This window comes from Kribbella sp. NPDC026596 (assembly GCF_040638415.1).
Classification (GTDB): Bacteria; Actinomycetota; Actinomycetes; order Propionibacteriales; family Kribbellaceae; genus Kribbella.
Genome location: NZ_JBEZYF010000009.1, coordinates 156,848 through 181,672, shown reverse-complemented (window position 1 = coordinate 181,672; position 24,825 = coordinate 156,848). Strand labels below are relative to the sequence as shown.

Genomic DNA, 24,825 nt, shown 5'->3' with positions numbered 1-24,825 from the left:
GGGCCCTGGCTCCCGGCCTTCCCTCGTCGCTCCGGTCGCTGCGCTCCCTGCGCTCCTCAGTCCAGGCCGGGAGGCCCCATGACCGAACGTGTGGTGATCATCGGTGGTGGGATGGCGGGCCGGCGGCTCGCTCAGCTGCTGCCGAACGCGGTTGTGCTCGGTGACGAGCCGTCGTACAACCGCAGTCGGCTGACCGAGTACGTCGCCGGCCGTGCGGCAGCCCCCGTGGTCGGGGACGAGGCGGTGGCTACCGCGGTTGCCGTCGACCGGGATCGCCGGGTGGTGACCGATGCCGGTGGTCGCGAATGGGAGTACGACCGGCTGGTGTTCGCCACTGGGGCGGTGCCGGTGGTGCCGGCCGGGGTGGTCGAGGCGGCCGGGATTCACACGTTGCGATCCACAGCCGACGCGGAGGCGGTCGTTGGTCTCTCGCACGTGCGGCGGGCCGTGGTTCTTGGTGGTGGCGTGCTTGGTGTGGAAACCGCGTGTGCGCTGCGAGAGCGGGGTGTCGCGGTCACGTTGGTTCATGACGGGGAAAGCCTGCTGGACAAGACGGTTCGGCTCTCCGCCGGGCGGCGGGTCACGCGGGCCGTGCGGGAGTTGGGTATCGAGGTGCTGCTCAACACGCACCTGGACGGGACCGAGCTGAAGGACGGGAGCTTTCGGGCGCTGCGGCTGCAGAGTGGGCGGCAGGTGTTCGGTGAGTTGCTGGTGGTCGCGTGTGGGGTGAAGCCCCGGACCGAGTTGGCGACCGGGCTGACCGTCCGGACCGGGATTGTTGTCGACCGCACGCTGACGAGCCCGGATGACCCGCGAGTGCACGCGATCGGCGACTGCGCCGAGGTGGACGGCCGGATTACAGGCACTGTTGCTTCTGCCTGGTCTCAGGCCGAGGCACTGGCCCAGCAGTTGTCGGGTGCGCCGGCTGAGGTGCCTGACCTTGACGTGGTTCGGCTGACGGCCGGCGGGCTCGACGTGCTTGTGCTGGGTGGCAAGGACGAGGGCGGGGAAGTTGTCCGGCTGGAGGACGGCGGCCGGTATGTGCGGGCCGTTCTGCGGGACGGCGTGGTGCGGTCGGCGGTCGCGGTGGGGGCGCCGGACGTAGCCGCGGAACTGGTTTTGCTGGCGGACCGTGGGACGCCGGTGGTGGCGGACGGGTTGCTGGCGGAACCCGTCGTACCGAAGAAGAAGGTGGCGACCGTCTGCAGGTGCAACGGCGTCACCCGGGCCGCGATCGAGGCGGCCTGGCGTGGGGGTGCCGACAGTGTCGCCGGCATCGCCGCCACGACGCGGGCGACGACCGGGTGCGGCAGTTGCACCGGCGCCGTCGGCGAACTGCTCGACCGCTTCCGTCGCGGCGAGACCGAACCAGTCCCGAGCAGGAGGGCGACGATGGCAGAGCTGAACAAGGCCCGGCAGGTTGTGGTGGTGGGCGGCGGCATGGTCGCGCACCGGCTCGTGGAGGCACTGCGCTCCCGCGACACCGGTGTCAACTACCGCGTCACCGTGCTGGCCGAGGAGCCGCGGCTCCCGTACGACCGAGTCGCGCTGACCAGCTACTTCTCCGGCCGCGACCCGCACGACCTCTCGCTCGGCGACCCGGAGCTCTGGGACGACCCCGCCGTGACCCTGCGCAAGGGCGTGCAGGTCACCGAGATCGACACCGCCGGCAAGACCGTGAAGACCGCGCGCGGCGAGGAGATCGGGTACGACGAACTGGTCCTGGCGACCGGCTCGTCGGCCTTCGTCCCGCCGGTGAAGAACAGCGACGCCCAAGGCTGCTTCGTCTACCGCACCATCGACGACGTGGCCGCGCTGCGGGTGTACGTCGAACGGCTCAAGAGCGAAGGCAAGGACGTCCACGGCGTCGTCGTCGGCGGCGGTCTGCTCGGCCTCGAGGCAGCCGGTGCACTCCGGGCCTTGGGTGCGGCAACCAAGGTGGTCGAGTTCGCGCCCCGGCTGATGCCGCTGCAGGTCGACGAGGGCGGCGGCAGCGCGCTCGCCCGGCTGATCCGGGACCTCGACGTGGACGTGATGACCTCGACGGCGACAACCCGGGTCAAGCTCACCTCGCAAGGTGCGGCCCGCGCGATGGCCGTTGCCGAAGGCCCTGATCTCCCGGCTGACGTGGTCGTCTTCGCGACCGGCGTACGCCCGCGGGACGAGCTCGGTCGGGCCGCCGGCCTGGAGATCGGTGAGCGCGGCGGCGTGGTCGTCGACGAGGCCTGCCGTACGTCGGTGCCCGGTGTCTGGGCGATCGGCGAAGTCGCTTGTATCGAAGGCCGTGTGTGGGGATTGGTTGCCCCCGGCTACACCATGGCCGAGATCGTCGCCGACCGGCTGCTCGGTGGCGAGGCGACGTTCCCGGGTGCGGACACCTCCACCAAGCTGAAGCTGCTCGGCGTCGACGTGGCCAGCTTCGGTGACGCGTTCGGCGCGACCGAGGGCGCGCTCGACATCGTGTACGCCGACCCCGTGGCCGGTGTCTACAAGAAGCTCGTGCTGTCCGATGACGCTCGTACGCTGCTCGGCGGCATCCTGGTCGGCGACGCGTCGGCGTACTCCGGTCTGCGCCCGATGGTCGGCCGTGAGCTCGGCGCGGATCCAGCCGCGTTCCTGCTGCCAGAGGGTGCGGGACCGGTGCAGCTCGAGCTGCCCGACGACGCGCCGGTGTGTTCGTGCAACAACGTGTCCGCGGGCACGATCCGGTGCGCCGTACGGGACGAAGGCTGCAGCGACATCAAGTCGGTGTGTGGCAAGACCAAGGCCGGGACGAGCTGTGGTTCCTGCCTGCCGATCGTGAAGAACCTGCTCAACACCGAGCTCACCAAGGCCGGCGTCGAGGTCAGCAAGGCCCTGTGTGAGCACTTCGCGTTGAGCCGGGCCGAGCTGTTCGACGTCGTCCGGATCACCGAGCTGCGCACGTTCAGCGAGATCGTCGAGCGGCACGGGACCGGCCGCGGCTGCGACATCTGCAAGCCGGTGGTGGGCTCGATCCTGGCCAGCCTGGACCCCAGCGGGCACGTGCTCGACGGCGAACGGGCGACGCTGCAGGACACCAACGACCACGTGATGGCCAACATGCAGAAGGACGGCACGTACTCCGTCGTCCCGCGGATCCCGGGTGGCGAGATCACCCCGGAAGGCCTGATCACGATCGGCGAGGTGGCCCGCGACTTCGGCCTCTACACCAAGATCACCGGCGGCCAGCGGGTCGACCTGTTCGGCGCCCGGATCGAGCAGCTGCCGGCGATCTGGCAGCGGTTGGTCGACGCCGGCTTCGAGTCCGGGCACGCCTACGGCAAGGCGTTGCGGACGGTGAAGTCGTGTGTCGGGTCCACTTGGTGCCGGTACGGCGTACAGGACTCGGTGGGCATGGCGATCGCGCTGGAGCTGCGGTACCGCGGGCTGCGGTCGCCGCACAAGCTCAAGCTCGGGGTGTCCGGCTGCGCCCGGGAGTGCGCCGAGGCCCGCGGCAAGGACGTCGGCGTGATCGCGACCGAGAAGGGCTGGAACCTGTACGTCGGCGGCAACGGCGGCATGACGCCCCGGCATGCCGAGCTGCTCGCGTCCGATCTGACCGACGAGGAGCTGTTCCAGGCGATCGACCGGTTCCTGATGTACTACATCCGCACCGGCGACCGGCTGCAGCGGACCGCCGTGTGGATGCGTGAGCTCGACGGCGGCCTGGATCACGTGCGGGACGTCGTACTGAACGACAGCCTCGGCATCGCCGCCGACCTGGACGCCGCGATGGCCAAGCACGTCGACTCCTACGTGGACGAGTGGCAGGCGACCCTGAACGACCCCGACAAGCTGGCCCGGTTCGTCTCGTTCGTGAACGCACCGGACCAGCCCGACGCCGACCTGCGGTACGTGGTCGAGCGCAACCAGCCGCGGCCGGCCACCCCGGCCGAACGCGGACAGCTGGAGCCGGTGCTGCTCGCCGGCCCCCGATTGGAGGTACGCCAGTGAAGGAGCGAAGCGAGTTCACAATCAAGCACAGCGTGCCCGGTGCCTCATCCGCGCCCGGAGCGAAGCGAGGACGCGGATGAGTGTGACGGCCATGAGTCAAACGGTGGTCTGCCGGTACGACGTACTGTTGCCGGAGCGTGGTGTCGCGGCCCTGATCGGGGACGTGCAGATCGCCTTGTTCCGCACGCACGACGGCGAGGTGTTTGCCATCGGCAACCAAGATCCGTTCAGCGGCGCGAATGTGATGTCCCGCGGCATCGTCGGCAGCCGGGGCGACGTACCGACGGTGGCGTCGCCGATGTTCAAGCAGGTCTTCGACCTTCGCACCGGCCAGTGCCTGGACGATCCGTCGGCGTCACTTCCGGTGTATCTGGTCGAAGTGGTCGACGGACAGGTAGTGGTGAACCTCGGTGACTAGGACCGGGCCACTCAGTGGCTGCACGATCGCGATCAGCGCGCACCGCCGCGCCGAGGACCTGATCGCCTCGTTCGAGCGGCGCGGCGCGAAGGTGATGCACGCGCCGACGCTGCAGATCGTGCCGGTCGCCGACGACCATGCGCTACTCGAGGCGACCCGGCGGGTGATCGCGAACCCGCCGGACGATGTCGTCGTCACCACCGCCGTCGGTTTCCGCGGCTGGATCGAGGCGGCCGACACCGCCGGCCTGGCCGCGGATCTCCTCGGCACGCTGGAGCAGTCGCGCATCCTCGCCCGCGGTCCGAAGGCTCGGGGTGCGATCCGGGCTGCTGGACTGGTCGAGCACTGGTCGGCTCGGTCGGAGACGACCGCCGAGGTGGTGGAGTGGCTCCGTGACCAAGGGGTGCACGGGCGGAAGATCGTCGTACAGCTGCATGGATTGTCGGACCCGGCGCTGCAGGACGCACTGCGGTCGGCTGGGGCGTCGGTGCGCGGGCTGGAGGTGTACCGCTGGGGCCCGGCGCCTGACCCGGCGATGGTCGAGCGGATGATCGGTCAGGTCTGCACAGGGATCGTGGACGCGGTGGTGCACACCTCTGCACCCGGTGCGCAGGCCATGCTGGACGCTGCGGCGCTGACCGGGCAGTACGACGCTCTCGTGTCGGCACTGCGGACAGGTCGGGTGCTAAACGCCTGTGTCGGCCCGGTCACCGCTGGACCCTTTGTGGCGTTGGGCTTGGAGCCGCTCGTGCCGGATCGCTACCGATTGGGTGCCCTGATCCGGATCGTGACCGACCGGCTGACGGATGACAACGCCCGGTCGATCGAGACGGAATTCGGGCAGTTGGTGATCCGCGGTGGTGCTGCGGTGCTGGACGGTGTGGTCCTACCGCTCGGCCCGGGTCCCCGCGCCGTACTGGCCGCCCTTGTCGCGGCCGGCGGTGATGTGGTCTCGCGACCCGCGTTGCTCGCCGTACTCCCCGGAGCCGAGGACGTCCACGCGGTGGAGGTAACGGTCAACAGACTGCGTACGGCGGTGGGCCGTCCCGAGCTCGTGCGGACAGTCGTCCGCCGCGGCTACCGCCTCGCAGTCGAACCAGCCGGAGTGCCAACGTGACCGATCTGATCGCGGCGGCTCACGGTACGGCGGACCCGCGCGGGATCCGGACGGTGCACGAGCTGGTCCGGATGATGGCCCGACAGCGTCCCGACGTACCGGTCTCCCTCGGCTTCGTCGACGTCGATGTCCCCGCGCTCCCCGGGCTCGTGCGTCGTGTCGTTGCTGACAGCAACCAAGCTGTGGTGGTGCCGCTGCTGCTGTCCGGCGGCTACCACGTGTATGTCGATGTGGCTGCGGAGGCGGATCGGTACCCCGGCCGGGTCCACGCCGCCGACGCGCTCGGCCCGGACCCGGTGCTGGCCGAGATTCTCGCCGACCGCCTCGGGAGCCTGAGCCGCGTCGACCACGTGGTCCTGGCCGCGGCGGGTTCCTCGGACCCCCGAGCTCTCGCCGACTGCGCCGGGACAGCCGAGCTGCTCTCCGCGCGGATCGACCGCCCGGTGTCGGTCGGCCACGTCTCCGGCGCGGGTGAACGCCTCGCCTCCGTCCTGTCCCGAACGCCGGGCCGGGTGGCCGTGGCGACGTACCTGCTGGCCCCTGGCTTCTTCGCCGACCGCGTCCGTCGCCTGTCGGTCGGTCGCCCGGTGAGCCGGCCGCTCGGTGCCGATCCCCGGCTGGCCGCGCTGGCCGTTCAGAGGTACGACGAAGCGCTGGCGCCGATCTACGCCGCAGCCGGCCGGTAGGTGTTGATCACCACGCCGGTCGTGGTGGGCTCGAAGTGCTCGAGGGTGAGTGGTTGGTGCAGGTCGCCGAACAGGCGGCGGCCGGTGCCGAGGACAAGCGGGTGGATCAGCAGGATGTACTCGTCGATCAGGTCCGGAATCGATCGGATCAACTCACCGCTGCCGAGGACGATGAGGTCCTGCTCGGCCTTCAGCTTCGCGATGTCGTCCACGCCGATCACGTGGCTGTTGACCCATTCGGGGTCCGTCAGCGTCGACGAGACGACGTACTTCTGCTGGCGGTTGAGCGCCTCGGTGTACGGGTTGTCCGGCTGCTTCGGCCAGAAGTCCGCGAAGTCGTCGTACGTACGCCGCCCGAGCAGCATCCCGCCGTACCTGCCGGCCCGCTGACCCAGCACGCGCCCCATCGCGTCCTGGCTGTACGGCGTCGCCCAGCCGCCGTACTCGAAGCCGTCGCGCACATCCTCATCCACCCGCCCCGGCGCCTGCATCACACCGTCCAGCGTCAGGTTGCACACCACCGTGATCATGACTATCTCCTCGCGTAGGCGTTCTCTCACCCCGTACACGAATGCCCCGACCACGGATCGACAGTCACGCCTTGGTTTCCGGCCTACGCCAGGTTGCGCCCGTCTGCCGCACGTACTCCTCGACGGCCTCGTCCAGCGTCGGGAGGAAGTGCTGCGGATCGATCGTGCGGGTCAGTTCGTACCGCTCGATCTTCTCGCGCACCGGATCCTTCATCTCCGCGAAGACCAGCGAAACCCCACGCTCGTTGAGCCAGGCGTCCAGCTCGTGCAGCATGTCGGAGGCGGTGGTGTCGACGTCGGTGATGGGCTCGGCGGCGACGATGATCCATCGCAGGTCCGGGTCGTCCTCGGCGAGCTCCCGCACCTTCTCACCGAACATCCGCGCGTTCGCGAAGATCAGCGGTGCGTCGAAGCGGTAGACGACCAGACCGGGCAGCAGATCGGCGTCGGGGTAGCTCTCGGTGTCGTGCAGGCCGTCGATCCCCTCCACCCGGCCGAGCTCGGCCTGGTGCGGCCACCAGGCGCGGCGGAAGACGTTGAGAATGGACAGGCCCACGGCGATGAGAATGCCGGGCAGTACACCGAGGAGGGCCACGCCGAGCAGCGCGATGATGGACAGCCAGAACTCCGTCCGCCGTTGCCGCCACAGCCTGCGCGTCCCGGCGATGTCGGCCAGCGACAGCGCGGCGGCGATGACGATCGCGCCCAGGGTCGGCTGCGGCACGTACTGCATCAGGCCGGTGGCGAAGACCAGCACCACCGTGATCGTCACAGCGCCGACGACACCGGTCACCTGGGATTTGGAGCCGGCCTGCTCGGCGACGGCGGTACGGGACCCGCTGGTGCTGACCGGAAAACCCTGGAAGAACCCGGCCGCGATGTTGGCCGCACCGATACCGACCATCTCCTGGTTCCCGCGCACCCGGTCGCCTCTGCGAGCGGCGAACGCCGACGCCGTGGACATCGTGTCGGCGAGCGCGACGACGGCGATGGCGAACGCCCCGACGACCAGTGGTGGCAGGTCGCCCCAGGTGACATCCGGGATCGTGAACGGCGGGAAGCCTTCCGGGAGCACGCCGACCGTGTCGACGTCGTGGGACGTCAGGTCGAACGCGCCGACCAGAACGGAGGTCAGCACCACGATGATGAGGACGCTCGGCAGCTTGGGCATGAACCTGTTCAGCAGCAGGATGCCGGCCAATGAACCCACGCCGAGGATCGCAGCGGTCAGGTTGGCCTGCCCGTTCGCGAGCCCCGACGCCACCTCCCGCACCTCCTCCACCAGCCCCTCGGCATCGACCGAGAACCCGAACAGCTTGGCCAGTTGGCCGATCACGATGGTCAGCGCGAGCCCGTTCATGTAGCCGATCTGGGTCGGCTTCGACAGCAGGTCGGCCACGAACCCGAACCGGGCCAGCCCGGCGACCGTCATCACCACGCCGACCATCAGCGCCAGCATCGACGCGAGTGCGATGGCTCGGGCGGGGTCACCATTGGCGAGCAGGAGTGGGGCGATCGTTGCCGCGATCATCGGGCCGAGCGAGGAGTCGGGGCCGAGCACCAGGACCTTGGACGGCCCGAAGACCGCATAACCGAGCAGGCACAGGATCGAGGTGTAGAGGCCGGTCACCGGCGGCAGGCCGGCCAGTTGGGCGTACGCCATCCCTTGCGGCACCAGCAGCGCCGACAGGACGAGGCCGGCGACGATGTCCTTGGGCAACCAAGCTCGCTGGTACGTCCTGGCCAGCTCCACGCCAGGCACATACTCCCGCCACCAAGGCGGTTTGACGTCAGGACGGTCGGCGGGCGCAGCCATCGGGATCGTGGCCTACCCTGCGAGGAACGGATCGGCCGCCGCCCCTTTCGGCGACTGTGCCTCGAGGGTCTTCTTGATCTCCAGGAGCGCTTGCCGTGCGTCGCTGTCGATTGTGGGGAAGCGCGGATCGAGCTCCATGAGCGCGTGGGCGATCACGGCGCCCGAAGCGATCCGTGCGTACCACTTGCGGTCGGCCGGAATCACGTACCACGGCGCCCACTCGGTGCTCGTGTTGGACAGCATCTTCGAGAACGCCCGCTGGTAGTCGTCCCAGTACTCACGCTCGCGGACGTCGGCCGAGGAGAACTTCCAGTTGTGGTCGGGCAGATCGATCCGCCGCAGGAAGCGGGTCCGCTGCTCCTCCTTGGACAGGTTCAGGAAGAGCTTGACGATCTTGAACCCGTTGCGGCTGAGGGTTCGCTCCCACTCGTTGATCTCGTGGAAACGGCGCTTCCAGAGCCCGTGCCCGCGGGCGTTCCCGGGCAGGTTCTGACGTTCGAGGAGCTCCGGGTGCACGCGGACGACGAGCACCTCCTCGTAGTGTGAGCGATTGAAGATGCCGATCTCGCCGCGACGGGGCAGTTGCAGCCCGTAGCGCCACAGATAGTCGTGATCCAGCTCCGCGCTGGAGGGAACCTTGAAGCCGTGCACGGCGACGCCCTGGGGATTGACCCCGGTCATGACATGGCGGATGGTGCCGTCCTTTCCACCGGCGTCGAGCGCCTGGAGAACCACGAGAACGCCGTGGGTGTGCTGTGCGTACAGCCGGCTCTGGTACTCGGCCAGCAGTTCGATGCCCCCGGCCAGCAGTCGACGGCCCTCCTTCTTGGACTTGATCGTCCCCCGGAAGGCCGGATCGAAGTCCCTGCCCAGCTTGACCTTCGAACCTGGCTCGACCCGGAACGCCTCGATGAAGTCGGCGATCCGCTGCTCGCGAGATGTCATCCACAACCCCCTACCGGCCCGATCCGGCTCCACCCTCCAAGCGATCATTCGACTACCCCGGGCACCCGTCCTGCATCACCCTGCCCGGATGAAGCCGGATCAGCGACGGCCCCGTCCCGCGCGTGGGAGAATTCGCCATGGTGGCCGACGGCGGGTGGGTTACGGAGTACGTACGCGTCGAGGGCAGGTCAGTCCACGTCCAGCGCAGTGTGAGTGGCGGCGGGATCCCCCTCGTCCACATCCACGGCTTCGCCATCTCCGGCGCGTACATGATGCCTACGGCACGTGTCCTTGCCGGCCGCCGGCTCAACGTCGTCCCGGACCTGCCGGGCTACGGCCGCAGCGAACGGCGCGACCACGTCCTGGACATTCGCGCGCTGGCCGGCGCCCTGCTGGCGATCCTGGATGCCCTCGATATCGACCAGGCCGTGCTGCTCGGGAACTCGATGGGCTGTCCGATCGGACTCGAGGTGGCGCACGAGGCGCCTGAGCGGGTCCACAGCCTGGTCCTGGTCTCGCCGGCTGGAGGTCTGCAGAACCAGCCGCTGCGCCGCGGGCTCGGCCAACTGGCGCTGGACGTGAGTCGTGAGAGCCCGAGGATGGTTCCCGTCGCGCTGCCGGACTACCTGCGGTTCGGGCCGGTCAACGGCCTGCGCCTGTTCCACCAGCTGACCCTCTTCCCGTCCCTGGAGCGATTGCTGCACACGCCCGTCCCGACGTTGGCCGTCCTGGGTGGCCGGGACCCGCTCATGCCGTCTCCGTCGCGGGTCGACGAGGTGGTCCGGCTCGCTTCCGGGCACCTGTCGGTCGCGCTCGTCGAACGGGCGGCGCACGCGGTGAACTTCAGCCACCCGGAGGAGTTGGCGAAGGTGGTCGAGGCCTGGCTGGACGGGGCGCTGCTTGCCGGCGGCGCTCAACTACCTGCCGGGGTCCGTGTGGTCCACCTCCCCGGAGACACCGTCTGACGTGGTCGCCGGCCGTCGAGCGCGTGCCGGGGCGACGGCGTACTCGGGGGTCAGGGTTGGTGGTCGGGGGTGGCGGCGGCGTCTGATCAGCTTGCCTACCTCGACGACGATCGGGAGGATCGCGGCCAGGCCGGCGCAGGTGAACCACTGGCGCGGACTCAGTTGGGTGGTGAGCAGCCCGCCCTGGAGTGTCGGGAGCTGCGTGCCGAGGAAGAGCAGGACGAAGGAGATCAGCCCGATCGCCACGGCCTTCACGATCGGTGGGGTGAGGCCGCTGGTCGGGTCACGCCGGTTGACCACTGCGTTGAAGACGGTCCCCAGACCCATCACCACGAACGTCATGGTCATCGACACGCTGGCCTGGGTGGGACTCGGCTCGTCCGGCCCCAGGATCAGGGGCCCCAGCGCGGCCAGGAACAGCGCGAAAGCGTAGACGAGCCACATGATCACGGCGCCCCGGTTCGTGATCGGTACGCCGGGGTCACGCGGTGGCCGGTGCATCACGTCGGGGTCACCGGGATCGACGGCGATGATGACGACGCCGGCCACGGTGGCGACGAACAGCAGGTACAGCACCATGGAGGGCGTCATCGCCACACCCTCGTTGATGTTGAACACCGTCGCGGCGAGGTAGAGCAGGACCAGCGACAGCAGTTGCGTCATCTGGTACCGGACGTACGACACGACCTTGTCGTAGACGCGCCGGCCGATCTCGACGGCGTGTACGAGCGTGCCGAAGTTGTCGTCGGTGAGCACCATCCGCGCGGCCTGCTTGGTCACCTCGCTCCCGCTGCCCATCGCCACTCCGATGTCGGCCTGTTTGAGGGCAGCCGCATCGTTGACGGCGTCACCGGTCATCGCGACGATCAGGCCCAGCTCCTGCATGGTGCGGGCGAGCCTCAGCTTGTCCTGGGGCGTGACGCGGCCGAACACGTGCAGCTGGGGCAACCGCTCCTTCAGCTCTTCGTCGGTGAGCGCCTTCAACTCCGCCCCGCTGACTGCCCCCGGACCAAGGCCCAGCTCGCCGCCGATCGCCTGCGCGGTGATCGCGTGGTCACCGGTGATCATGCGTACGTCGATGCCGGCCGTGAGCGCCGTCCGGACCGCGTCCTTGGCCTCCGCGCGCAGTGGGTCGATGATTCCCGCCATCCCCACGAACGACAGCCCCTGGGTCAACGCCATCGGGTCGGCGGTCATCGTGGGCAGTTCGTCGTCGGCGATCAGGCGGGCGGCGAACGCGAGGACCCGCAGGCCCTTCTGTCCCATCCGCAGGTTGGCGTCGTCGATACCGGCCCGCGACTCGGCGATCGGCAGCTGCGAGCCGCTGAGCGGACCGCCGGCCTGGGTGCAACGCGCGACGACCACGTCGGGTGCGCCCTTGACCAGTTCGATGACGTGCTCGACATCGTCGACGGTCACCCGGTGGAACGTCGCCATGAACTTGTACTCGGAGTCGAACGGAACCTCGGCCAGCCGCGGGTAGGCCTGCCGGGTCTCCTCCGCGTCGATGCCGAGCTTCGCGGCCAGCACCACCAGCGCCGCCTCGGTCGGGTCGCCGATCACCGATCCGTCGTCACCGACCACCGCGTCGCTGTCGAGGGCCAGGCCGAGGGCGAGGCGGGTGAAGTCCGGCACGGGCTTGCCGGCCACCGAGCGGATCGCGCCGCTCTTGCGGTAACCCTCACCGTCGACGGTGAACCACAATCCGCTCGCGTACAACGTCGAGACCATCATCTGGTTGAGCGTCAGGGTCCCGGTCTTGTCGGTGTTGATCGCGCTGGTGGCGCCGAGGGTCTCGACATCGGTGAGGTTCTTCACCACCGCCTTCGCCGCGGCCAGCTGCTTCGCGCCGAGCGAGAGCAGGCCGGAGACGAACGCCGGCATGCCGGTGGGGATCGCCGAGATCGCCATCGCGGTGCCGAGCAGCAGCACGTCCTTGCCCGGCACCCCGCGGATCAGGCCGGCGACCACGATGATCGCGACCGCGCCCCAGGCGATGGTCCCGAGGATCTTCGTCAGCGAGTCCAGCTCCCGCTGCAACGGCGACCGCGTCCGCTTCACCGAGGTGAGCATCGTCGCGATCTGGCCCATCTGCGTCTGCATCCCGGTCGCGGTGACCAGGATCGTGCCGGTGCCCCGGGTCACCGAGGTGTTCTGGAACAGCATGTCGGTCTGGTCGCCCAGCGCGACATCTGCCTCGATCAGCGTGCCGGAGTCCTTGGCGATCGGCGCGCTCTCCCCGGTGAGCGCGGCCTCCTGCGCCTCCAGCGTCGCGGACCGGATGATGCGCCCGTCGGCGGGCACGATGTCGCCCGCCTCGACCTCGACCAGGTCGCCCGGAACCACCTCGGTCGCCGCGATCATCGTCACCTCGCCGTCGCGGATCACCCGGGCCTGCGGGATCTGCATCTTGGCCAGGGCATCGACGCTCGCCCGCGCCGTCAGCTCCTGGCGGGTGCCGAGTCCGATGTTCAGCAGGATGAGCAGGGCGACCAGGATCCCGGTCGAGAGCTCCCCGATCAGCAGGCTCACGACCACGACGGCGATCAGCATCAGGTTCATCGGGTCGCGGACCTGGGCCAGCGCGACGGCCAAGATCGAGGGCGGCTTCTCCGCCGCGATCTCGTTCGGGCCGTACGACGCGAGCCGGCTCGCCGCTTCGGTCCCGGTCAGCCCGGCGACCGCGTCGGATCCGGCCGCGGCGACCGCTTCGTCCGTCCCCAGCGAGTAGGGCGGCCCCCCGGTGCCGGTCGATCCGGTGCCGGTTGCTGCTTTCCCGGTCGATCCGGTACCGGTTGATGCGGACGCTGTCATGCCGGTCTCGCTCACGGTTTCTCCCCTCCGCCTCGTGTACGGCGGCCCCGCTTTCACGGTAGACCGAGCGTCGCCGTACGCCTACGGCTCCGCGTCGTGGGGATCTACCGGGTGTTCAGCGACTCGAGGTCGGCCTGGCAGCGGCGCTCGACCTCCGCCAGTTCCTGCAAGGTCTCGTCGATGTCGCGGCGGCGCTGTTCGAGGTCGGCGCGGCGGTGGGTGATCTGGGCGAGGAGGTATTCGAGCTGGCCTGCCTCACCCGGCTCGGCGTCGTACATGTCGACGATGGTGGCGATCTCGTCGAGGGAGAAGCCGAGGCGCTTGCCGCGCAGGATCAGGCCGAGGCGGACCTTGTCGCGGGAGTGGTACACGCGGACCGTGCCGCGGCGCTCGGGCGTGAGCAGGCCGCGGTCCTCGTAGAACCGGATCGTTCGCAGCGTGACGTCGTACTCGGCTGCCAGTTCGGCTATCGACCAGGTAGGCACCGGGATATTGTGCACGCACCCCAGCGTGCTTTACGTTTACGTAAGCGTCAAGCACAGAGGAGTGCGTCATGTTCGAGCTGTCCGAGGAGCACCGCGAGTTCCGCCACAGCGTCCGCGACTTCGCCGAGGCGGAGATCGCGCCATACGCCGCCGAGTGGGACCGCAAGCACTACTTCCCGGTGGAGGTCGTGCAGAAGATGGGCCGGCTCGGCCTGTTCGGACTGACCGCACCGGAGGAGTACGGCGGTGCGGGCGGTGACTTCACGAGTCTGTGCGTGGCGATCGAGGAGATCTCCCGGGTCGACCAGTCGATGGGCATCACGCTCGAGGCGGCGGTCGGGCTCGGGATCAACCCGATCCTCACCTTCGGCACCGACGAGCAGAAGGCCACCTGGCTGCCCGACCTGGTGGCGGGCCAGAAGCTGGCCGGGTTCGGGCTGACCGAGCCGGAGTCCGGGTCGGACGCGGGTGCGACCAAGACGCGCGCGGTGCTCGACGGCGGCGAGTGGGTGATCGACGGCGCGAAGCAGTTCATCACCAACTCCGGCTCCACGATCACCTCGTGCGTGACCGTGACCGCGCGGACCGGTGAGAAGGCCGACGGCAAACCGGAGATCTCCACGATCATCGTCCCGAGTGGTACGCCGGGCTTCGTGGCCGAGGCGGCGTACGACAAGCTCGGCTGGCATGCGTCTGACACGCATCCGCTGGCGTTCACCGGCTGCCGGGTGCCGGAGGCGAACCTGCTCGGCACGCGCGGCAAGGGGTTCGCGCAGTTCCTCGCGACGCTCGACGACGGGCGGGTGGCGATCGCAGCTGTCGCGCTCGGATGCATCCGGGCCTGCCTGGAGATGTCGGTCAAGTACGCCGGGGAGCGGCAGACGTTCGGTGGTCCGATCGGGCGCAAGCAGGGCGTCGCGTTCCAGATCGCGGACCTGAAGGTGATGGCCGACGCGGCGGAGCTGCTCGTCTACCGGGCCGCGGCCCTGAAGGACGCCGGGGCGTCGATGGCCGAGTTCAAGCAGGCCGCATCGGTGGCGAAGCTGTACGCGACCGAGTCCGCGGTGACCGCGACCCGGATCGCGACCCAGGTCTTCGGCGGCTACGGCTTCATGGAGGAGTACCCGGTGACGCGCTTCTACCGCGACGCCAAGATCCTCGAGATCGGCGAGGGTACGTCGGAGGTCCAGCGGATGCTGATCGCGCGGGGCCTCGGCCTCCCAGTGGAATGATGGCTGAATGACTGTATTGATGCCACGCCTCCGGCGCGGCGGGTCATGGGGCTTTGGCTCCCGGCCTTCCCTCGTCGCTCCAGTCGCTGCGCTCCCTGCGCTCCTCAGTCCAGGCCGGGAGGCCCCATGACCCACGATCACTGGACCGAGGTCAAGGTCGCCCGCGAGGCGACGCTGGGGCCGCCGGAGAAGGCCGCGGCCAAGCTCGCGAGTCAGAACAAGCTGTACGTGCGTGACCGGATCGCCCTGCTCGTCGACGAGGGCAGCTTCGTCGAGGACGCCCAGCTGGCCAACGCGCTCAACCCCGGGCTGCCCGCCGACGGCGTGGTCACCGGCCGGGCGCTGGTCGACGGCCGCCCGGCCCTGCTGGTCGCCAACGACCCGACCGTGAAGGCCGGGTCGTGGGGCGCCCGGACGGTGGAGAAGATCGTCCGGATGACCGAGGTCGCGATCCGCGACGAGCTGCCGATCTTCTGGCTGATCGACTCCGCCGGCGCCCGGATCACCGACCAGGTCGACCTGTTCCCCGGCCGGCGCGGTGCCGGGCGGATCTTCCACAACCAGGTCGCGCTGTCCGGCAAGGTGCCACAGATCTGCTGCCTGTTCGGTCCGTCCGCCGCCGGTGGCGCGTACATCCCGGCGTTCTGCGACATCGTGATCATGGTCGACGGCAACGCCTCGATGTACCTCGGCTCACCGCGGATGGCCGAGATGGTGGTCGGCGAGAAGGTGACGCTCGAGGAGATGGGCGGCGCCCGGATGCACACCAGCGTCTCCGGCTGCGGTGACCTGCTCGCGTCCGACGACACCGAGGCGATCGAGCTCGCCAAGCAGTACTTCTCCTACCTGCCAGGTTCGTGGCAGTCGCGGCCGCCGTCGTACGACGCTTCGCCGCCGGCGCGCGATTTCACCCGGGACCTGGTGCCGGCCGAGGAGAGCGTCGGGTTCGACATCCACGACGTGATCGAGGCGGTCGTCGACGCGGACACGTTCTTCGAGGTCAAGCCGGCGTACGCGCCGGAGCTCGTCACCGGGTTCGGCCTGCTGGCCGGCCAGGTGGTCGGGATCGTCGCGAATCAGCCGGCCGTGAAGGGCGGCGTACTGTTCGTCGACTCCGCGGACAAGGCGGCCCGGTTCATCTGGTTGTGCGACGCGTTCAATGTGCCGCTGGTGTACCTGTGCGACGTACCGGGCTTCATGATCGGCAGTGAGGTGGAGCGGGCCGGGATCATCCGGCATGGCGCGAAGATGATCACCGCGGTGTCGGAGGCGACCGTGCCGACCGTGTCGGTGATCGTCCGGAAGGCGTACGGCGCCGGCCTCTACGCGATGTGCGGACCCGGGTTCGCGCCGGACGCGTGTATCGCGTTGCCGACCGCGAAGATCGCCGTTATGGGGCCGGAGGCGGCGATCAACGCCGTGTACTACAACAAGATCCAGGAGATCGCCGACGTGGGTGAGCGGGTCGAGTACGTGTCGAAGCTCCGCGAGGAGTACGAGACCGATATCGACATCCTCCGGCTGGCCGCCGACCTGGTCATCGACGCCATCGTCGAGCCGGAGAACCTGCGCGACGACCTGATCGCCCGGCTGGCCGCCGCCCAGTCCAAGGACCGGACTTTCTCGCACCGCCGCCACGGCGTCCCGCCGGTGTAGTTAGCCTCGTCCGTATGACTGACTTCGCCAACCGGATCCGTTCGCGCGAAAAGCTGGTCGGCTACTGGGTGACGCTGGATGCGCCACCGGCGACCGAGCGGATCGCGCGGCTCGGCTACGACTACGTGGTGCTCGACGGGCAGCACGGGCTGATCGGATCCACCGGCCTGCTGAACGGGCTGCTGGCGATCGACGCGGGCGCGGCGCTCGGCGAGGTCAGGTCGGTCGGGCTGGTCCGCGTCGAGGCGAACGACCCGACGCCGATCGGGCGCGCGCTGGACTCCGGAGCGGCCGGTGTGATCGTGCCGTTGATCGACACCGCGGACGACGTGGCGCGGGCGGTCCAGGCGGCGAAGTACCCGCCGCTCGGTGGGCGCTCGTTCGGCCCGATCCGAGCGTCCCTGCGGATCGGCCCGGTCCCGGCCGACGCCAACGCGGCGACCGTCGTACTCGCGATGATCGAGACCCCACTCGGCCTGAAGAACGTGGCGGAAATCTGTGCGACGCCCGGCCTCGACGGCGTGTATGTCGGCCCGTCGGACCTCGGGCTGGCGCTGGGGGCTCGGTTCCCCGGCGACCCGGAGATCGACGGCCCGTTCGAGGAGGCGGTCGAGCTGATCGCGCGGACCGCCCAGGAAGCCGGGATCGCGGCCGGCATCCACACCTTCGACGGCGAGTCCGCCAAGCGCCGCCTGGACCAGGGCTACACCTTCGCCACCGTCTCCTCCGACCTCAGCCACCTCGAGGCCATCGCCGCCGCACACCTCGACACCGCGCGCGCGTAGGAACACCTCGGCACCGTCTCGGGTTAGGTTCGAAGAGGACCACACCGAGGAGGCCGGGAATGAAGGCACCCGAGCGAGCGGCGCTGCCGCTGGGACTGGCGGCGACGCTGGGGCGGACGTATGGGCGCCTGACCGAGACCGTGCAGGGGTTGAGCGACGCGGACTTCGAGCGCGAGACCAGATGCGCCGGTATGCCGGTCGGTCCGCTGCTGGTCCATCTCCTGTACGACGCTCAGCGCGCTCTGATCGCGTTCGCCAGCCCGGCCACCGCGGATCCGGACCGCGATTTCGTCACCTACTGGCAGGACTTCCCGGCCCGGACCAAGGGTGACCCTGAGCCGGACACGAGTTTCGTCCGCGGGGTCGCGGCGGCGTACCGGAAGCCCGGCGTACTCGTCCAGCACTGGCGCGAGGTGTCCGAGGCGGCGGTGCGTGCGGCCGCGGTCGGCCTGGCCGACAAGACCCGCCGGGTCGAGACACAGGGACATGTGCTGCGGGCGAAGGACTTCGTCGCGACCTTGGTGCTCGAAGCAACCGTCCACCACCTCGACTTGGTCGTCGGCTTCCCGGACGCGCCCGAGCCGGACCCGGAGGGGCTGCAGGTGGTGGCCCGGACGCTGGACGGCCTGTTCGGCCCGGAGGCGTGGGACGAGATTGGCTGGGACACCACGACGTACGTGCTCAAGGCGACCGGCCGGATCCCGCTCGACGAGGACGATCTCGACATGCTCGGCCCGCACGCAGACCGCTTGCCGCTTCTCGCCTAGAGCACCCCGGCGAACGGGTCGTCGAGGTCCTGCCAATTCAGGCTGGCGAGCTCGGACTCGGTCAGCAGGCACGCGTCGAGGACCGACTGCAGGCGGGCCGGATCCAGGCCCATGCCGGTCGCCACGACCGTGCACTCCGCGAGGTGCTCGGTCTCGGACCACTCGCCGAGCATGCCGAGCGACGCGCTGTACCCGGCCGACTCCCAGCGGACCCGTTGGGTCGGACGGTTCGCCAGCCAGACCACACCGCGGCTGCGGACCACGCCGTTCACGATGTCCTCGAGTGCGTCGTTCAGCCTGGCCGGATGCAGCGGCCGAGTCGATCGCCACAGCACAGTCGTGACGCCGTCCCCGCTGGGTTGGACCCGGTCCGACGACGCGAGCTCACCGGCCCACGCCTCGGCCGCGTCGAAGTCGAACAACCCGGTACGCGCGACCGCGCCGATCGGCACGCCTCCCGGGTCGGTGGCAACAACCGTCGTCCGCGGGTTCAGGTGCCCGAGGAGGTTGTGCAGTCGCCCGGGCGCCGCGTTGCGATGGGCGTTCGCGAGTACGCAGACATCGGCGTACTCGATCTGTCGTGCGGTGAGCTCCGCGACGTTGCGTCGGTCCGGCAGGCCGAGCGCGAGCCCTCGCTCTGCCAGCAGTTCGTCGCCGGACAGTTGCGCGACGAGCAGTACGGCGTCGACCACGCAGGTGACCGTGTCGACGACGAGCTCGGGCAACGCCGCGACAAGTGTGGTCACGAGCGGCCGCGCCTCCATCGCCGGGGGAGTGGCCAGTACGACGTGATCCCAGTGCGCCCGCGCGACCAGAGTCTCGAGTAGGGGCACCAGCGACGCGATCAGCTGGCACGCACCGCAGTCGTCCCCGACCGTGAACTCGCCGGCGTCGATCGGCCCGGACGCATCCTGCACTCGCCAGGTCAGCACGTCGCGCTCGGGCAGCTCGTCCTGATCGATCACCACGACCACTGTGGTCGCGTCCGTCATCGCAGCGAGCACCGGCTCCCGCAGCGTCGTGGAGAGCCCCACCAACAGGGACAACGGCGTCTTCACTTGGGCGGTCATGCCCCGAGTATATGAAAACGATTTTCATCAGTCCAGACCTGAGCTGATCTCTTGCTCAGCCTCGTCGGCAACGGATGCCCAAGGCAACAAGAGCCTTCGCACGCCCGGTCCCGGGGGTACTACCGGCTGTCGTCGGGACGGGAATTCGGTGGGCGAGGGTCCGGGGGTCTGGTAGGCAGGGGGCATGGCGATCGAGACCGGGCGGTTCAAGGGTGGGTGGGACGAGCTCGTCGAGCTCCTGGACCTGGCGTTCGCGGCGCCGTGGACCGACGCGCAGTACGAGACGGAGCGCAAGGTCTGGGAGGCGGACCGGAGCATCGTCGCGATCGACGACGGACAGCTGGTCGGTCATACCGGGGCGTTCTCGCTGCGGATGGCTGTGCCGGGTGCCGCCCGGGTGCCGGTGGCCGGGGTCACCATGGTCGGGGTCCGGCCGACGCATCGGCGGCGTGGCATCCTGCGGGACCTGATGCGCGAGCAACTGACCGAGATCCACGAGACCGGGACCGAGCCGCTGGCCGCCCTGACCGCGAGCGAGCCGGTCATCTACGGCCGCTTCGGCTATGGGTTCGCGTCGGACGTCCAGGAGATCGTCGTACCCAAGGCCGCGCGCGGACTGCGACCGGTGGCCGGCATCGACGACGTACGGATCCGGTACGTCGACGTGCGGGAGACCCTCGCGACCTGCGCGGCACTGCGCAACCGGCTCGCGGCAGAGCGGCCGGGGATGTTCCAGCATGACGAGCGCTGGCACGAGTACGTGATCGCCGACAACGGGACGGGCGATCCGGCCAGCGGGTCGAAGCGGCGGTGTGTGCTGGCCGAGCGCGACGGCGAGGTGACCGGGTTCGCGTACTACCGGACGAAGCGGGCCGAGAAGGGTTTCGTCGAGGTCAACCGGGTGCACGCCGTGGACGTCGCGTCGCACGCTGCGCTGTGGCGCTACCTGCTGGAGCCAGACCTGCTGAGTGAGACCCGCTGCGAGATGCTGGCCTCGGACGACCCGCTGCTCGATCTGCTGCTCGACCAGCGAGCTCCGTCGCCGATCACCCGGGACGGCCTGTGGGTGCGTACGGTCGACGTCGGCCGCGCGCTCGCCGCCCGGACGTACGGGCGGGATCTCGACGTCGTCCTCGCGGTCACCGACAACTTCCTGCCCTGGAACGCCGGGACGTGGCACCTCACCGGTGGGCTGGACGGCGCCACCTGTGAGCCCAGCACGCGGACGCCCGATCTGACCGTCGACGTCCGCGAACTCGGGGCCGTCTACCTCGGCAAGCCGTCGCTCGCGCGGCTCGGCCGGGCCGGACTGGTCGAGGAGCACACGGCCGGTGCGCTGGCCGCGACCTCGCAAGCGTTTTCCACATCTCGCCTACCGTTCCTCGATACCGGCTTCTGATCGGTTAGCCTTCCCAGATGCAGACGCAGCGTCGGGGTGCGCTCGCGCTGGCCGCCGTCCTGCTCGTGGGGGTCGTGGCGGCCGGATTCGTGGTGCTCGCGTCGGCCGGTGGTTCGGTCCGGCCGGTCAGTGAGAGCACGTTGCGGTCCAGCCCGCGCACGCTGCCGACCTTCACGCCGACCCAGTCCGTGAACGTGCCGACACCGGTCGGGCCGCCGCCGCAGCGCAACGTGAAGCCCCGGCCGGTGCCGGACTGGTTGAAGGCCTTGTGGCAGGCGCTGGTCTACCTCCTGATCGCGGTGATCGCGCTGTTCCTGGGCCGGCTGATCTACCGCATCATCCGCAAGGTCGAGCTTCCGCAGGCAGAGACGACGGACGCCGAGTGGGAGCGGATCAAGGCCGATCGGTTGGCTGAGGCCGTCGACACCGGCTTGGCGCGGATCGACTCCGGTACGGCGACCGACGCGGTGATCGCGTGCTGGGTCGCGCTCGAGGAGGCGGCCGCGTCCGCGGGCGTGGCGCGTGATGCGTCGGAGACGCCGGCCGAGTTCACCGTTCGGGTCCTGGGCGTCGGGGGTATCTCCGAGCCGCAACTGGATCGGCTCGGTGAGCTGTACCGCGAGGCCCGCTACTCCACGCACGGCTCGACCGAGGAGGCGCGCACCGAGGCCCGGGCCGCGCTCCTTCGTCTCCGCGACGAGCTGGCTGTTGCCGACACCGCAGGAGCCGTGTCATGACGTCGTACCGATGGTCGCCGTTGGAGGAGAAGGGACCGCCGCCGGATCCGAAGGAGCGGAAGAAGGTCCGGTCGCTGCGGCCGAACAAGGTGCTTCTGCAGCATGTCGGGCTCACCGTGCTGGCGAGCCTGCTGCTGGTGGCTACGTTCGCGGCGGCCGGGATGGCGCCTCGGCCGTTGTGGTTCGTGACCGCGGCGCTGGCGATCGGGTTCGGGTCGCTGGCGATCCGGCTGATCGGCCCGCAGGTGCTGGAGACCAACTGGCCCGGTCGGCAGGACGAGCTGGCCGTGCTGCGGGCCCGGAGCAACGACAACCGGACCCAGTTCATCGCCACCTGGTTGCAGGAGTCCAGCCGGGAACGCCGGGCCGGCGAAGGCTCGCAGACGTTCATCCGCCGGATCCGCCCGCTGCTGCTGGAGCTGACCACCGATCGCCTGGTGCACCGCCACGGCATCGATCCCGAGCGCGAGCCGGACCGGGCCCGCGCGCTCACCGGCGATCGGCTCTGGGGTCTGATCACCGGCGACGACAAACGCACCGCGTCCCTCGACGAGATCGAGTACGCGATCCACACCATCGAGAACCTGTGAGGAACTGTGACTGATCACGACCTAACGCTCGGTGAGGTCTCTGAGCTGAGCCGCCGGGTGCTTGAGCGGGTGAGCCAGGCAGTGGTCGGAAAGTCCGAGGCGTTGGAGCTGGTGCTGGCCGGGATCCTCGCGGGCGGGCACGTGCTGCTGGAGGATTACCCGGGCCTGGCGAAGACGCTGGCGGCCCGGTCGTTCGCGCAGGCGCTCGGGCTGGAGTTCCGCAGGGTGCAGTTCACGCCCGACCTGCTGCCGTCGGATGTGACGGGCGCGTTCGTGTACGACCAGAAGGAGTCGGAGTTCGTCTTCCGGCCCGGGCCGATCTTCACCGGCCTGCTGCTGGCCGACGAGATCAACCGGACCCCGCCGAAGACCCAGGCCGCGCTGCTCGAGTCGATGCAGGAGCACCAGGTCACCGTCGAGGGCCAGACCTTCCCGCTGCCCAACCCGTTCCACGTGCTCGCGACCGCGAACCCGGTCGAGTACGAAGGCACCTACCCGCTGCCCGAGGCCCAGCTCGACCGCTTCATGTTGCGCATCGGCTTCGGCTACCCGAGCGCCGAGGAGGAGTGGGAGGTACTGCGTCGCCGGATGAGCCGCCGCCAGGAGGACCAGACGGTCGACGCCGTCACCGATGCCGCCGGACTGCGTGCCGCCCAACGGGCCGTCGAAACGGTCACCGTCGACAACACGGTCGGCCAGTACTGCGTGGAGCTCGCTGCCGCGACCCGTCGGGACTCGCAGGTCCTCGTCGGCGCATCACCTCGTGGCTCGCTCGCGCTGCTCCTGACGGCCCGTGCGTACGCCGTGATCCAAGGCCGGGACTACGTCGTACCAGAGGATGTGAAGGCGGTCGCCGTACCTGCTCTGGCGCACCGGATCACCGTGCGGCCGGAGCTGTGGCTGCATGAGGTCACCGGCGCGACCGTGGTCCGCACAGTGCTCGGTACGGTCGCGACACCTCCGACCGTGGTCAGCGCTTCCCGCTGATGAGATGGCAACCGACCCATGCGCAGATCCGGGCGGTCTGCGCGGCCGCTGTGCTGCTTGGCATCGCGGTGCTCGCGCGGCGGCCGGATGCTGCGGTGTTCGGGCTGCCACTGGCGTTCGTCGCGGTCTGGGGACGGTACTTCCGGCCGCGTGAACGGCCCGACGTGCATACCGAGCTCGACACGGACGTGTTGTTCGAGGGACAAGCGACGACGTACCGGCTGCGGGTGTCCGGGACCATTGACCCGGACATCGACCTGATCGTGGCAGCCTTGCCGAGGTCGCAATGGTTCCAGTACGACCCACCGCAGGCGGCGATCGCGGAGCCGGTGTCGGACGGTGCCGTCACGCTCGAAGTCGGGTTGCGGTCCAAGCGGTGGGGTCAGCGGGCGTTGGAGCGACCAACGGTTGCGGCGACCTCGACGCTCGGCGCTTATCGGGTCCAGGTGACGTCGGCGGAGCCGCTGTCCGTGACCACGTTGCCGTTGCGGGAGGGCTTCGAGGCGGTCGACGCCGTACCGCGGCCGGCCGGATTGGTGGGGCTGCACCGCTCGCGGCGACCGGGTGAGGGGACCGAGCTGGCCGGCGTACGGCCGTTCCGTACCGGGGACCGGCTGCGGCGGATCAACTGGTCCGTGTCCGCGCGGACCCGCGAGCTGCACGTCACGTCGACCTGGTCCGATCGCGACACCGAAGTGGTGATCCTGCTCGACACCGGCGGCGAGATCGGGATCAGCGAAGGCATCGACGGGCGCTCGAGCAGCCTGGACACCGCCGTACGAGCGGCCGCGTCGATCGCCGAGCACTACCTGCGGCACGGCGACCGCGTCCGGCTGATCGACACCGGGAACCTGGTCCGCGGCGTCCGCTCCGGCAGCGGCCGGGGCCATCTGCGCCGGATCCTCGACACCCTCGTGCACGCCGATCGCCGGGGCCGCCAGCAGGACGAAGAACAACTGGCCCGGCGGAACCGGATCAGGTCCGACAGCCTGGTGCTGGTGCTCAGCCCGCTGCTCCGGCAAGCAATGCTCGGGTACGTCGTGACGCTCGTGCACTCGGGTTGCACGGTGATCGCCGTGGACACCTTGCCACCGGACATCGCGTCGATCATCGACCTCGAAGAGCACGACGCCCGGACCTGGCCGCTCGCCTGGCGCCTGCGGCTGCTGGAACGACGCCGAGACCTCGACCGCCTCAGCGACCTGGGCGTACCGACCGTGCGCTGGCGAGGCGCCGGCACCCTGGACGAGGTCCTACGAGACGCGTCCCGGCTATCCGCGGCCCCAAGGATGCGCTCATGACAGCCGCCGAGAGGATCACGCTGTGGCTGGCCCAACTGCGGGCATCCGGACGAGCCGTACTACTGGCAAGGCTGGTGATCGCCGTCGCGGGAACCGTCGCCCTCGTGGTCCCGGCGCTGCAGTCCTGGGACCAGATGGACCTGATCCCACTGCTCGGGGTCCCGATGCTCCTCGCGACGGTGGTCCTACCGGATTCGCTGGCCGGGTTGGTCTTCCTCCTGATAGTCACCTTTGGCTGGCTGATGCGAGCCCCGGGCAAGCCGACCTGGGGCCTGGCCATCACCGCGATCGCCTTACTCCTGGTCCACCTGGCCACCGCGTTCACCGCCCAACTCCCGTCGTACGCCCGAATCCACCGAGACGCCGTCCGCCGGTGGCTGTTGCCGGGGGCAATTGCCACCCTCCTCGTCCCAGTAGTCGCCATAGCCGCCGCCCTGGTCCAAGGCGCCGACATCCCGGGATCCCTCCTAGTCACCGTCGGCGCCCTCCTCCTCGCCACCGCTACCATCTGGTTCGCCGCCGGCCAAAAACTCACCCGCGACTAGCAGCC

Annotated in this window: 21 protein-coding genes; 15 read left to right on the top strand and 6 right to left on the bottom strand. The window is 69.6% G+C overall.

Annotated elements, in window-relative coordinates; translation table 11 throughout:
* Positions 1-78: 78 nt before the first annotated feature.
* The 4 genes from nirB (at position 79) to AB0E63_RS10395 (ending at position 6,196) form a co-directional block, all read left to right on the top strand.
* On the top strand, positions 79-3,975 hold the full coding sequence (gene nirB, locus AB0E63_RS10410; RefSeq protein ID WP_360363941.1) for a nitrite reductase large subunit NirB: 3,897 nt from the start codon (positions 79-81) through the stop codon (positions 3,973-3,975).
* Between the two features lie 91 nt (positions 3,976-4,066).
* Positions 4,067-4,393, top strand: coding sequence for a nitrite reductase small subunit NirD (gene nirD, locus AB0E63_RS10405; protein ID WP_360363939.1), 327 nt, complete (start codon positions 4,067-4,069; stop codon positions 4,391-4,393).
* The gene (locus AB0E63_RS10400; protein WP_360363937.1) at positions 4,386-5,510 is read left to right on the top strand and encodes a uroporphyrinogen-III synthase; all 1,125 of its coding nucleotides are present in this window, start codon (positions 4,386-4,388) and stop codon (positions 5,508-5,510) included. Before nirD ends, AB0E63_RS10400 begins: the two co-directional genes overlap by 8 nt.
* Positions 5,507-6,196, top strand: coding sequence for a sirohydrochlorin chelatase (locus AB0E63_RS10395; protein WP_360363935.1), 690 nt, complete (start codon positions 5,507-5,509; stop codon positions 6,194-6,196). Before AB0E63_RS10400 ends, AB0E63_RS10395 begins: the two co-directional genes overlap by 4 nt.
* On the opposite strand, the gene AB0E63_RS10390 is transcribed toward AB0E63_RS10395, so the two are convergent.
* The 3 genes from AB0E63_RS10390 to AB0E63_RS10380 all read right to left on the bottom strand — a co-directional run bounded on the left by AB0E63_RS10390 (position 6,175) and on the right by AB0E63_RS10380 (position 9,487).
* On the bottom strand, positions 6,175-6,726 hold the full coding sequence (locus AB0E63_RS10390; protein WP_360363933.1) for a dihydrofolate reductase family protein: 552 nt from the start codon (positions 6,724-6,726) through the stop codon (positions 6,175-6,177). The genes AB0E63_RS10395 and AB0E63_RS10390 overlap by 22 nt on opposite strands.
* Before the next feature lie 64 nt (positions 6,727-6,790).
* Complete coding sequence (locus tag AB0E63_RS10385; protein WP_360363931.1) at positions 6,791-8,479, bottom strand: SulP family inorganic anion transporter; 1,689 nt, start codon at positions 8,477-8,479, stop codon at positions 6,791-6,793.
* Positions 8,480-8,554: 75 nt separating this feature from the next.
* Complete coding sequence (locus AB0E63_RS10380; RefSeq protein ID WP_360363929.1) at positions 8,555-9,487, bottom strand: polyphosphate kinase 2 family protein; 933 nt, start codon at positions 9,485-9,487, stop codon at positions 8,555-8,557.
* Positions 9,488-9,609: 122 nt separating this feature from the next.
* Between AB0E63_RS10380 and AB0E63_RS10375 the strand changes: the two genes are divergently transcribed.
* On the top strand, positions 9,610-10,452 hold the full coding sequence (locus AB0E63_RS10375) for an alpha/beta hydrolase (RefSeq protein ID WP_360363927.1): 843 nt from the start codon (positions 9,610-9,612) through the stop codon (positions 10,450-10,452).
* Here AB0E63_RS10375 and AB0E63_RS10370 read toward each other — a convergent pair.
* Together AB0E63_RS10370 and AB0E63_RS10365 are read right to left on the bottom strand one after the other, a co-directional pair.
* On the bottom strand, positions 10,405-13,281 hold the full coding sequence (locus AB0E63_RS10370) for a cation-translocating P-type ATPase (RefSeq protein WP_360363925.1): 2,877 nt from the start codon (positions 13,279-13,281) through the stop codon (positions 10,405-10,407). The two genes, AB0E63_RS10375 and AB0E63_RS10370, sit on opposite strands and share 48 nt — an antisense overlap.
* Before the next feature lie 89 nt (positions 13,282-13,370).
* Positions 13,371-13,751, bottom strand: a complete 381-nt coding sequence (locus AB0E63_RS10365; protein ID WP_360363923.1) for a MerR family DNA-binding transcriptional regulator — start codon at positions 13,749-13,751, stop codon at positions 13,371-13,373.
* 68 nt (positions 13,752-13,819) lie between these two features.
* On the opposite strand from AB0E63_RS10365, the gene AB0E63_RS10360 reads away from it, so the two are divergent.
* The 4 genes from AB0E63_RS10360 to AB0E63_RS10345 all read left to right on the top strand — a co-directional run bounded on the left by AB0E63_RS10360 (position 13,820) and on the right by AB0E63_RS10345 (position 18,191).
* Positions 13,820-14,983 carry an acyl-CoA dehydrogenase family protein gene (locus tag AB0E63_RS10360; protein ID WP_360363921.1) on the top strand — a complete coding sequence of 388 codons (1,164 nt, stop codon included), beginning with the start codon at positions 13,820-13,822 and terminating at the stop codon, positions 14,981-14,983.
* A gap of 126 nt (positions 14,984-15,109) precedes the next feature.
* A complete protein-coding gene (locus AB0E63_RS10355) occupies positions 15,110-16,639 on the top strand; it encodes an acyl-CoA carboxylase subunit beta (RefSeq protein ID WP_360363919.1) in 1,530 nt (509 codons plus the stop codon).
* A gap of 14 nt (positions 16,640-16,653) precedes the next feature.
* A complete protein-coding gene (locus AB0E63_RS10350) occupies positions 16,654-17,424 on the top strand; it encodes an aldolase/citrate lyase family protein (protein WP_360363917.1) in 771 nt (256 codons plus the stop codon).
* Positions 17,425-17,483: 59 nt separating this feature from the next.
* Positions 17,484-18,191, top strand: a complete 708-nt coding sequence (locus tag AB0E63_RS10345; RefSeq protein ID WP_360363915.1) for a maleylpyruvate isomerase N-terminal domain-containing protein — start codon at positions 17,484-17,486, stop codon at positions 18,189-18,191.
* Here AB0E63_RS10345 and AB0E63_RS10340 read toward each other — a convergent pair.
* On the bottom strand, positions 18,188-19,261 hold the full coding sequence (locus tag AB0E63_RS10340) for a GTP-binding protein (RefSeq protein WP_360363914.1): 1,074 nt from the start codon (positions 19,259-19,261) through the stop codon (positions 18,188-18,190). The genes AB0E63_RS10345 and AB0E63_RS10340 overlap by 4 nt on opposite strands.
* Before the next feature lie 184 nt (positions 19,262-19,445).
* Between AB0E63_RS10340 and AB0E63_RS10335 the strand changes: the two genes are divergently transcribed.
* The 6 genes from AB0E63_RS10335 to AB0E63_RS10310 are packed head-to-tail and all read left to right on the top strand — an operon-like array spanning position 19,446 to position 24,820.
* Entirely contained in the window at positions 19,446-20,660 is a 1,215-nt protein-coding gene (locus tag AB0E63_RS10335) for a GNAT family N-acetyltransferase (protein ID WP_360363912.1), read from the top strand.
* Between the two features lie 17 nt (positions 20,661-20,677).
* The gene (locus AB0E63_RS10330; RefSeq protein WP_360363910.1) at positions 20,678-21,397 is read left to right on the top strand and encodes a DUF4129 domain-containing protein; all 720 of its coding nucleotides are present in this window, start codon (positions 20,678-20,680) and stop codon (positions 21,395-21,397) included.
* Entirely contained in the window at positions 21,394-21,987 is a 594-nt protein-coding gene (locus AB0E63_RS10325) for a hypothetical protein (protein WP_360363908.1), read from the top strand. Before AB0E63_RS10330 ends, AB0E63_RS10325 begins: the two co-directional genes overlap by 4 nt.
* Positions 21,988-21,993: 6 nt before the next feature.
* Entirely contained in the window at positions 21,994-22,974 is a 981-nt protein-coding gene (locus tag AB0E63_RS10320) for a MoxR family ATPase (RefSeq protein WP_360363906.1), read from the top strand.
* Entirely contained in the window at positions 22,974-24,275 is a 1,302-nt protein-coding gene (locus AB0E63_RS10315; protein ID WP_360363904.1) for a DUF58 domain-containing protein, read from the top strand. The genes AB0E63_RS10320 and AB0E63_RS10315 overlap by 1 nt, the downstream gene beginning before the upstream one ends.
* On the top strand, positions 24,272-24,820 hold the full coding sequence (locus AB0E63_RS10310; RefSeq protein ID WP_360363902.1) for a hypothetical protein: 549 nt from the start codon (positions 24,272-24,274) through the stop codon (positions 24,818-24,820). The genes AB0E63_RS10315 and AB0E63_RS10310 overlap by 4 nt, the downstream gene beginning before the upstream one ends.
* Positions 24,821-24,825: the final 5 nt, after the last annotated feature.

What these genes read in the sequence shown, in the direction of transcription:
- nirB (WP_360363941.1), top strand. Translation starts at nt 79, where the DNA reads ATGACCGAACGTGTGGTGATCATCGGTGGTGGGATGGCGGGCCGGCGG.
- nirD (WP_360363939.1), top strand. Translation starts at nt 4,067, where the DNA reads ATGAGTCAAACGGTGGTCTGCCGGTACGACGTACTGTTGCCGGAGCGT.
- AB0E63_RS10390 (WP_360363933.1), bottom strand. Translation starts at nt 6,726, where the DNA reads ATGATCACGGTGGTGTGCAACCTGACGCTGGACGGTGTGATGCAGGCG.
- AB0E63_RS10380 (WP_360363929.1), bottom strand. Translation starts at nt 9,487, where the DNA reads ATGACATCTCGCGAGCAGCGGATCGCCGACTTCATCGAGGCGTTCCGG.
- AB0E63_RS10360 (WP_360363921.1), top strand. Translation starts at nt 13,820, where the DNA reads ATGTTCGAGCTGTCCGAGGAGCACCGCGAGTTCCGCCACAGCGTCCGC.
- AB0E63_RS10355 (WP_360363919.1), top strand. Translation starts at nt 15,110, where the DNA reads ATGACCCACGATCACTGGACCGAGGTCAAGGTCGCCCGCGAGGCGACG.
- AB0E63_RS10350 (WP_360363917.1), top strand. Translation starts at nt 16,654, where the DNA reads ATGACTGACTTCGCCAACCGGATCCGTTCGCGCGAAAAGCTGGTCGGC.
- AB0E63_RS10345 (WP_360363915.1), top strand. Translation starts at nt 17,484, where the DNA reads ATGAAGGCACCCGAGCGAGCGGCGCTGCCGCTGGGACTGGCGGCGACG.
- AB0E63_RS10340 (WP_360363914.1), bottom strand. Translation starts at nt 19,261, where the DNA reads ATGACCGCCCAAGTGAAGACGCCGTTGTCCCTGTTGGTGGGGCTCTCC.
- AB0E63_RS10335 (WP_360363912.1), top strand. Translation starts at nt 19,446, where the DNA reads ATGGCGATCGAGACCGGGCGGTTCAAGGGTGGGTGGGACGAGCTCGTC.
- AB0E63_RS10330 (WP_360363910.1), top strand. Translation starts at nt 20,678, where the DNA reads ATGCAGACGCAGCGTCGGGGTGCGCTCGCGCTGGCCGCCGTCCTGCTC.
- AB0E63_RS10325 (WP_360363908.1), top strand. Translation starts at nt 21,394, where the DNA reads ATGACGTCGTACCGATGGTCGCCGTTGGAGGAGAAGGGACCGCCGCCG.
- AB0E63_RS10315 (WP_360363904.1), top strand. Translation starts at nt 22,974, where the DNA reads ATGAGATGGCAACCGACCCATGCGCAGATCCGGGCGGTCTGCGCGGCC.
- AB0E63_RS10310 (WP_360363902.1), top strand. Translation starts at nt 24,272, where the DNA reads ATGACAGCCGCCGAGAGGATCACGCTGTGGCTGGCCCAACTGCGGGCA.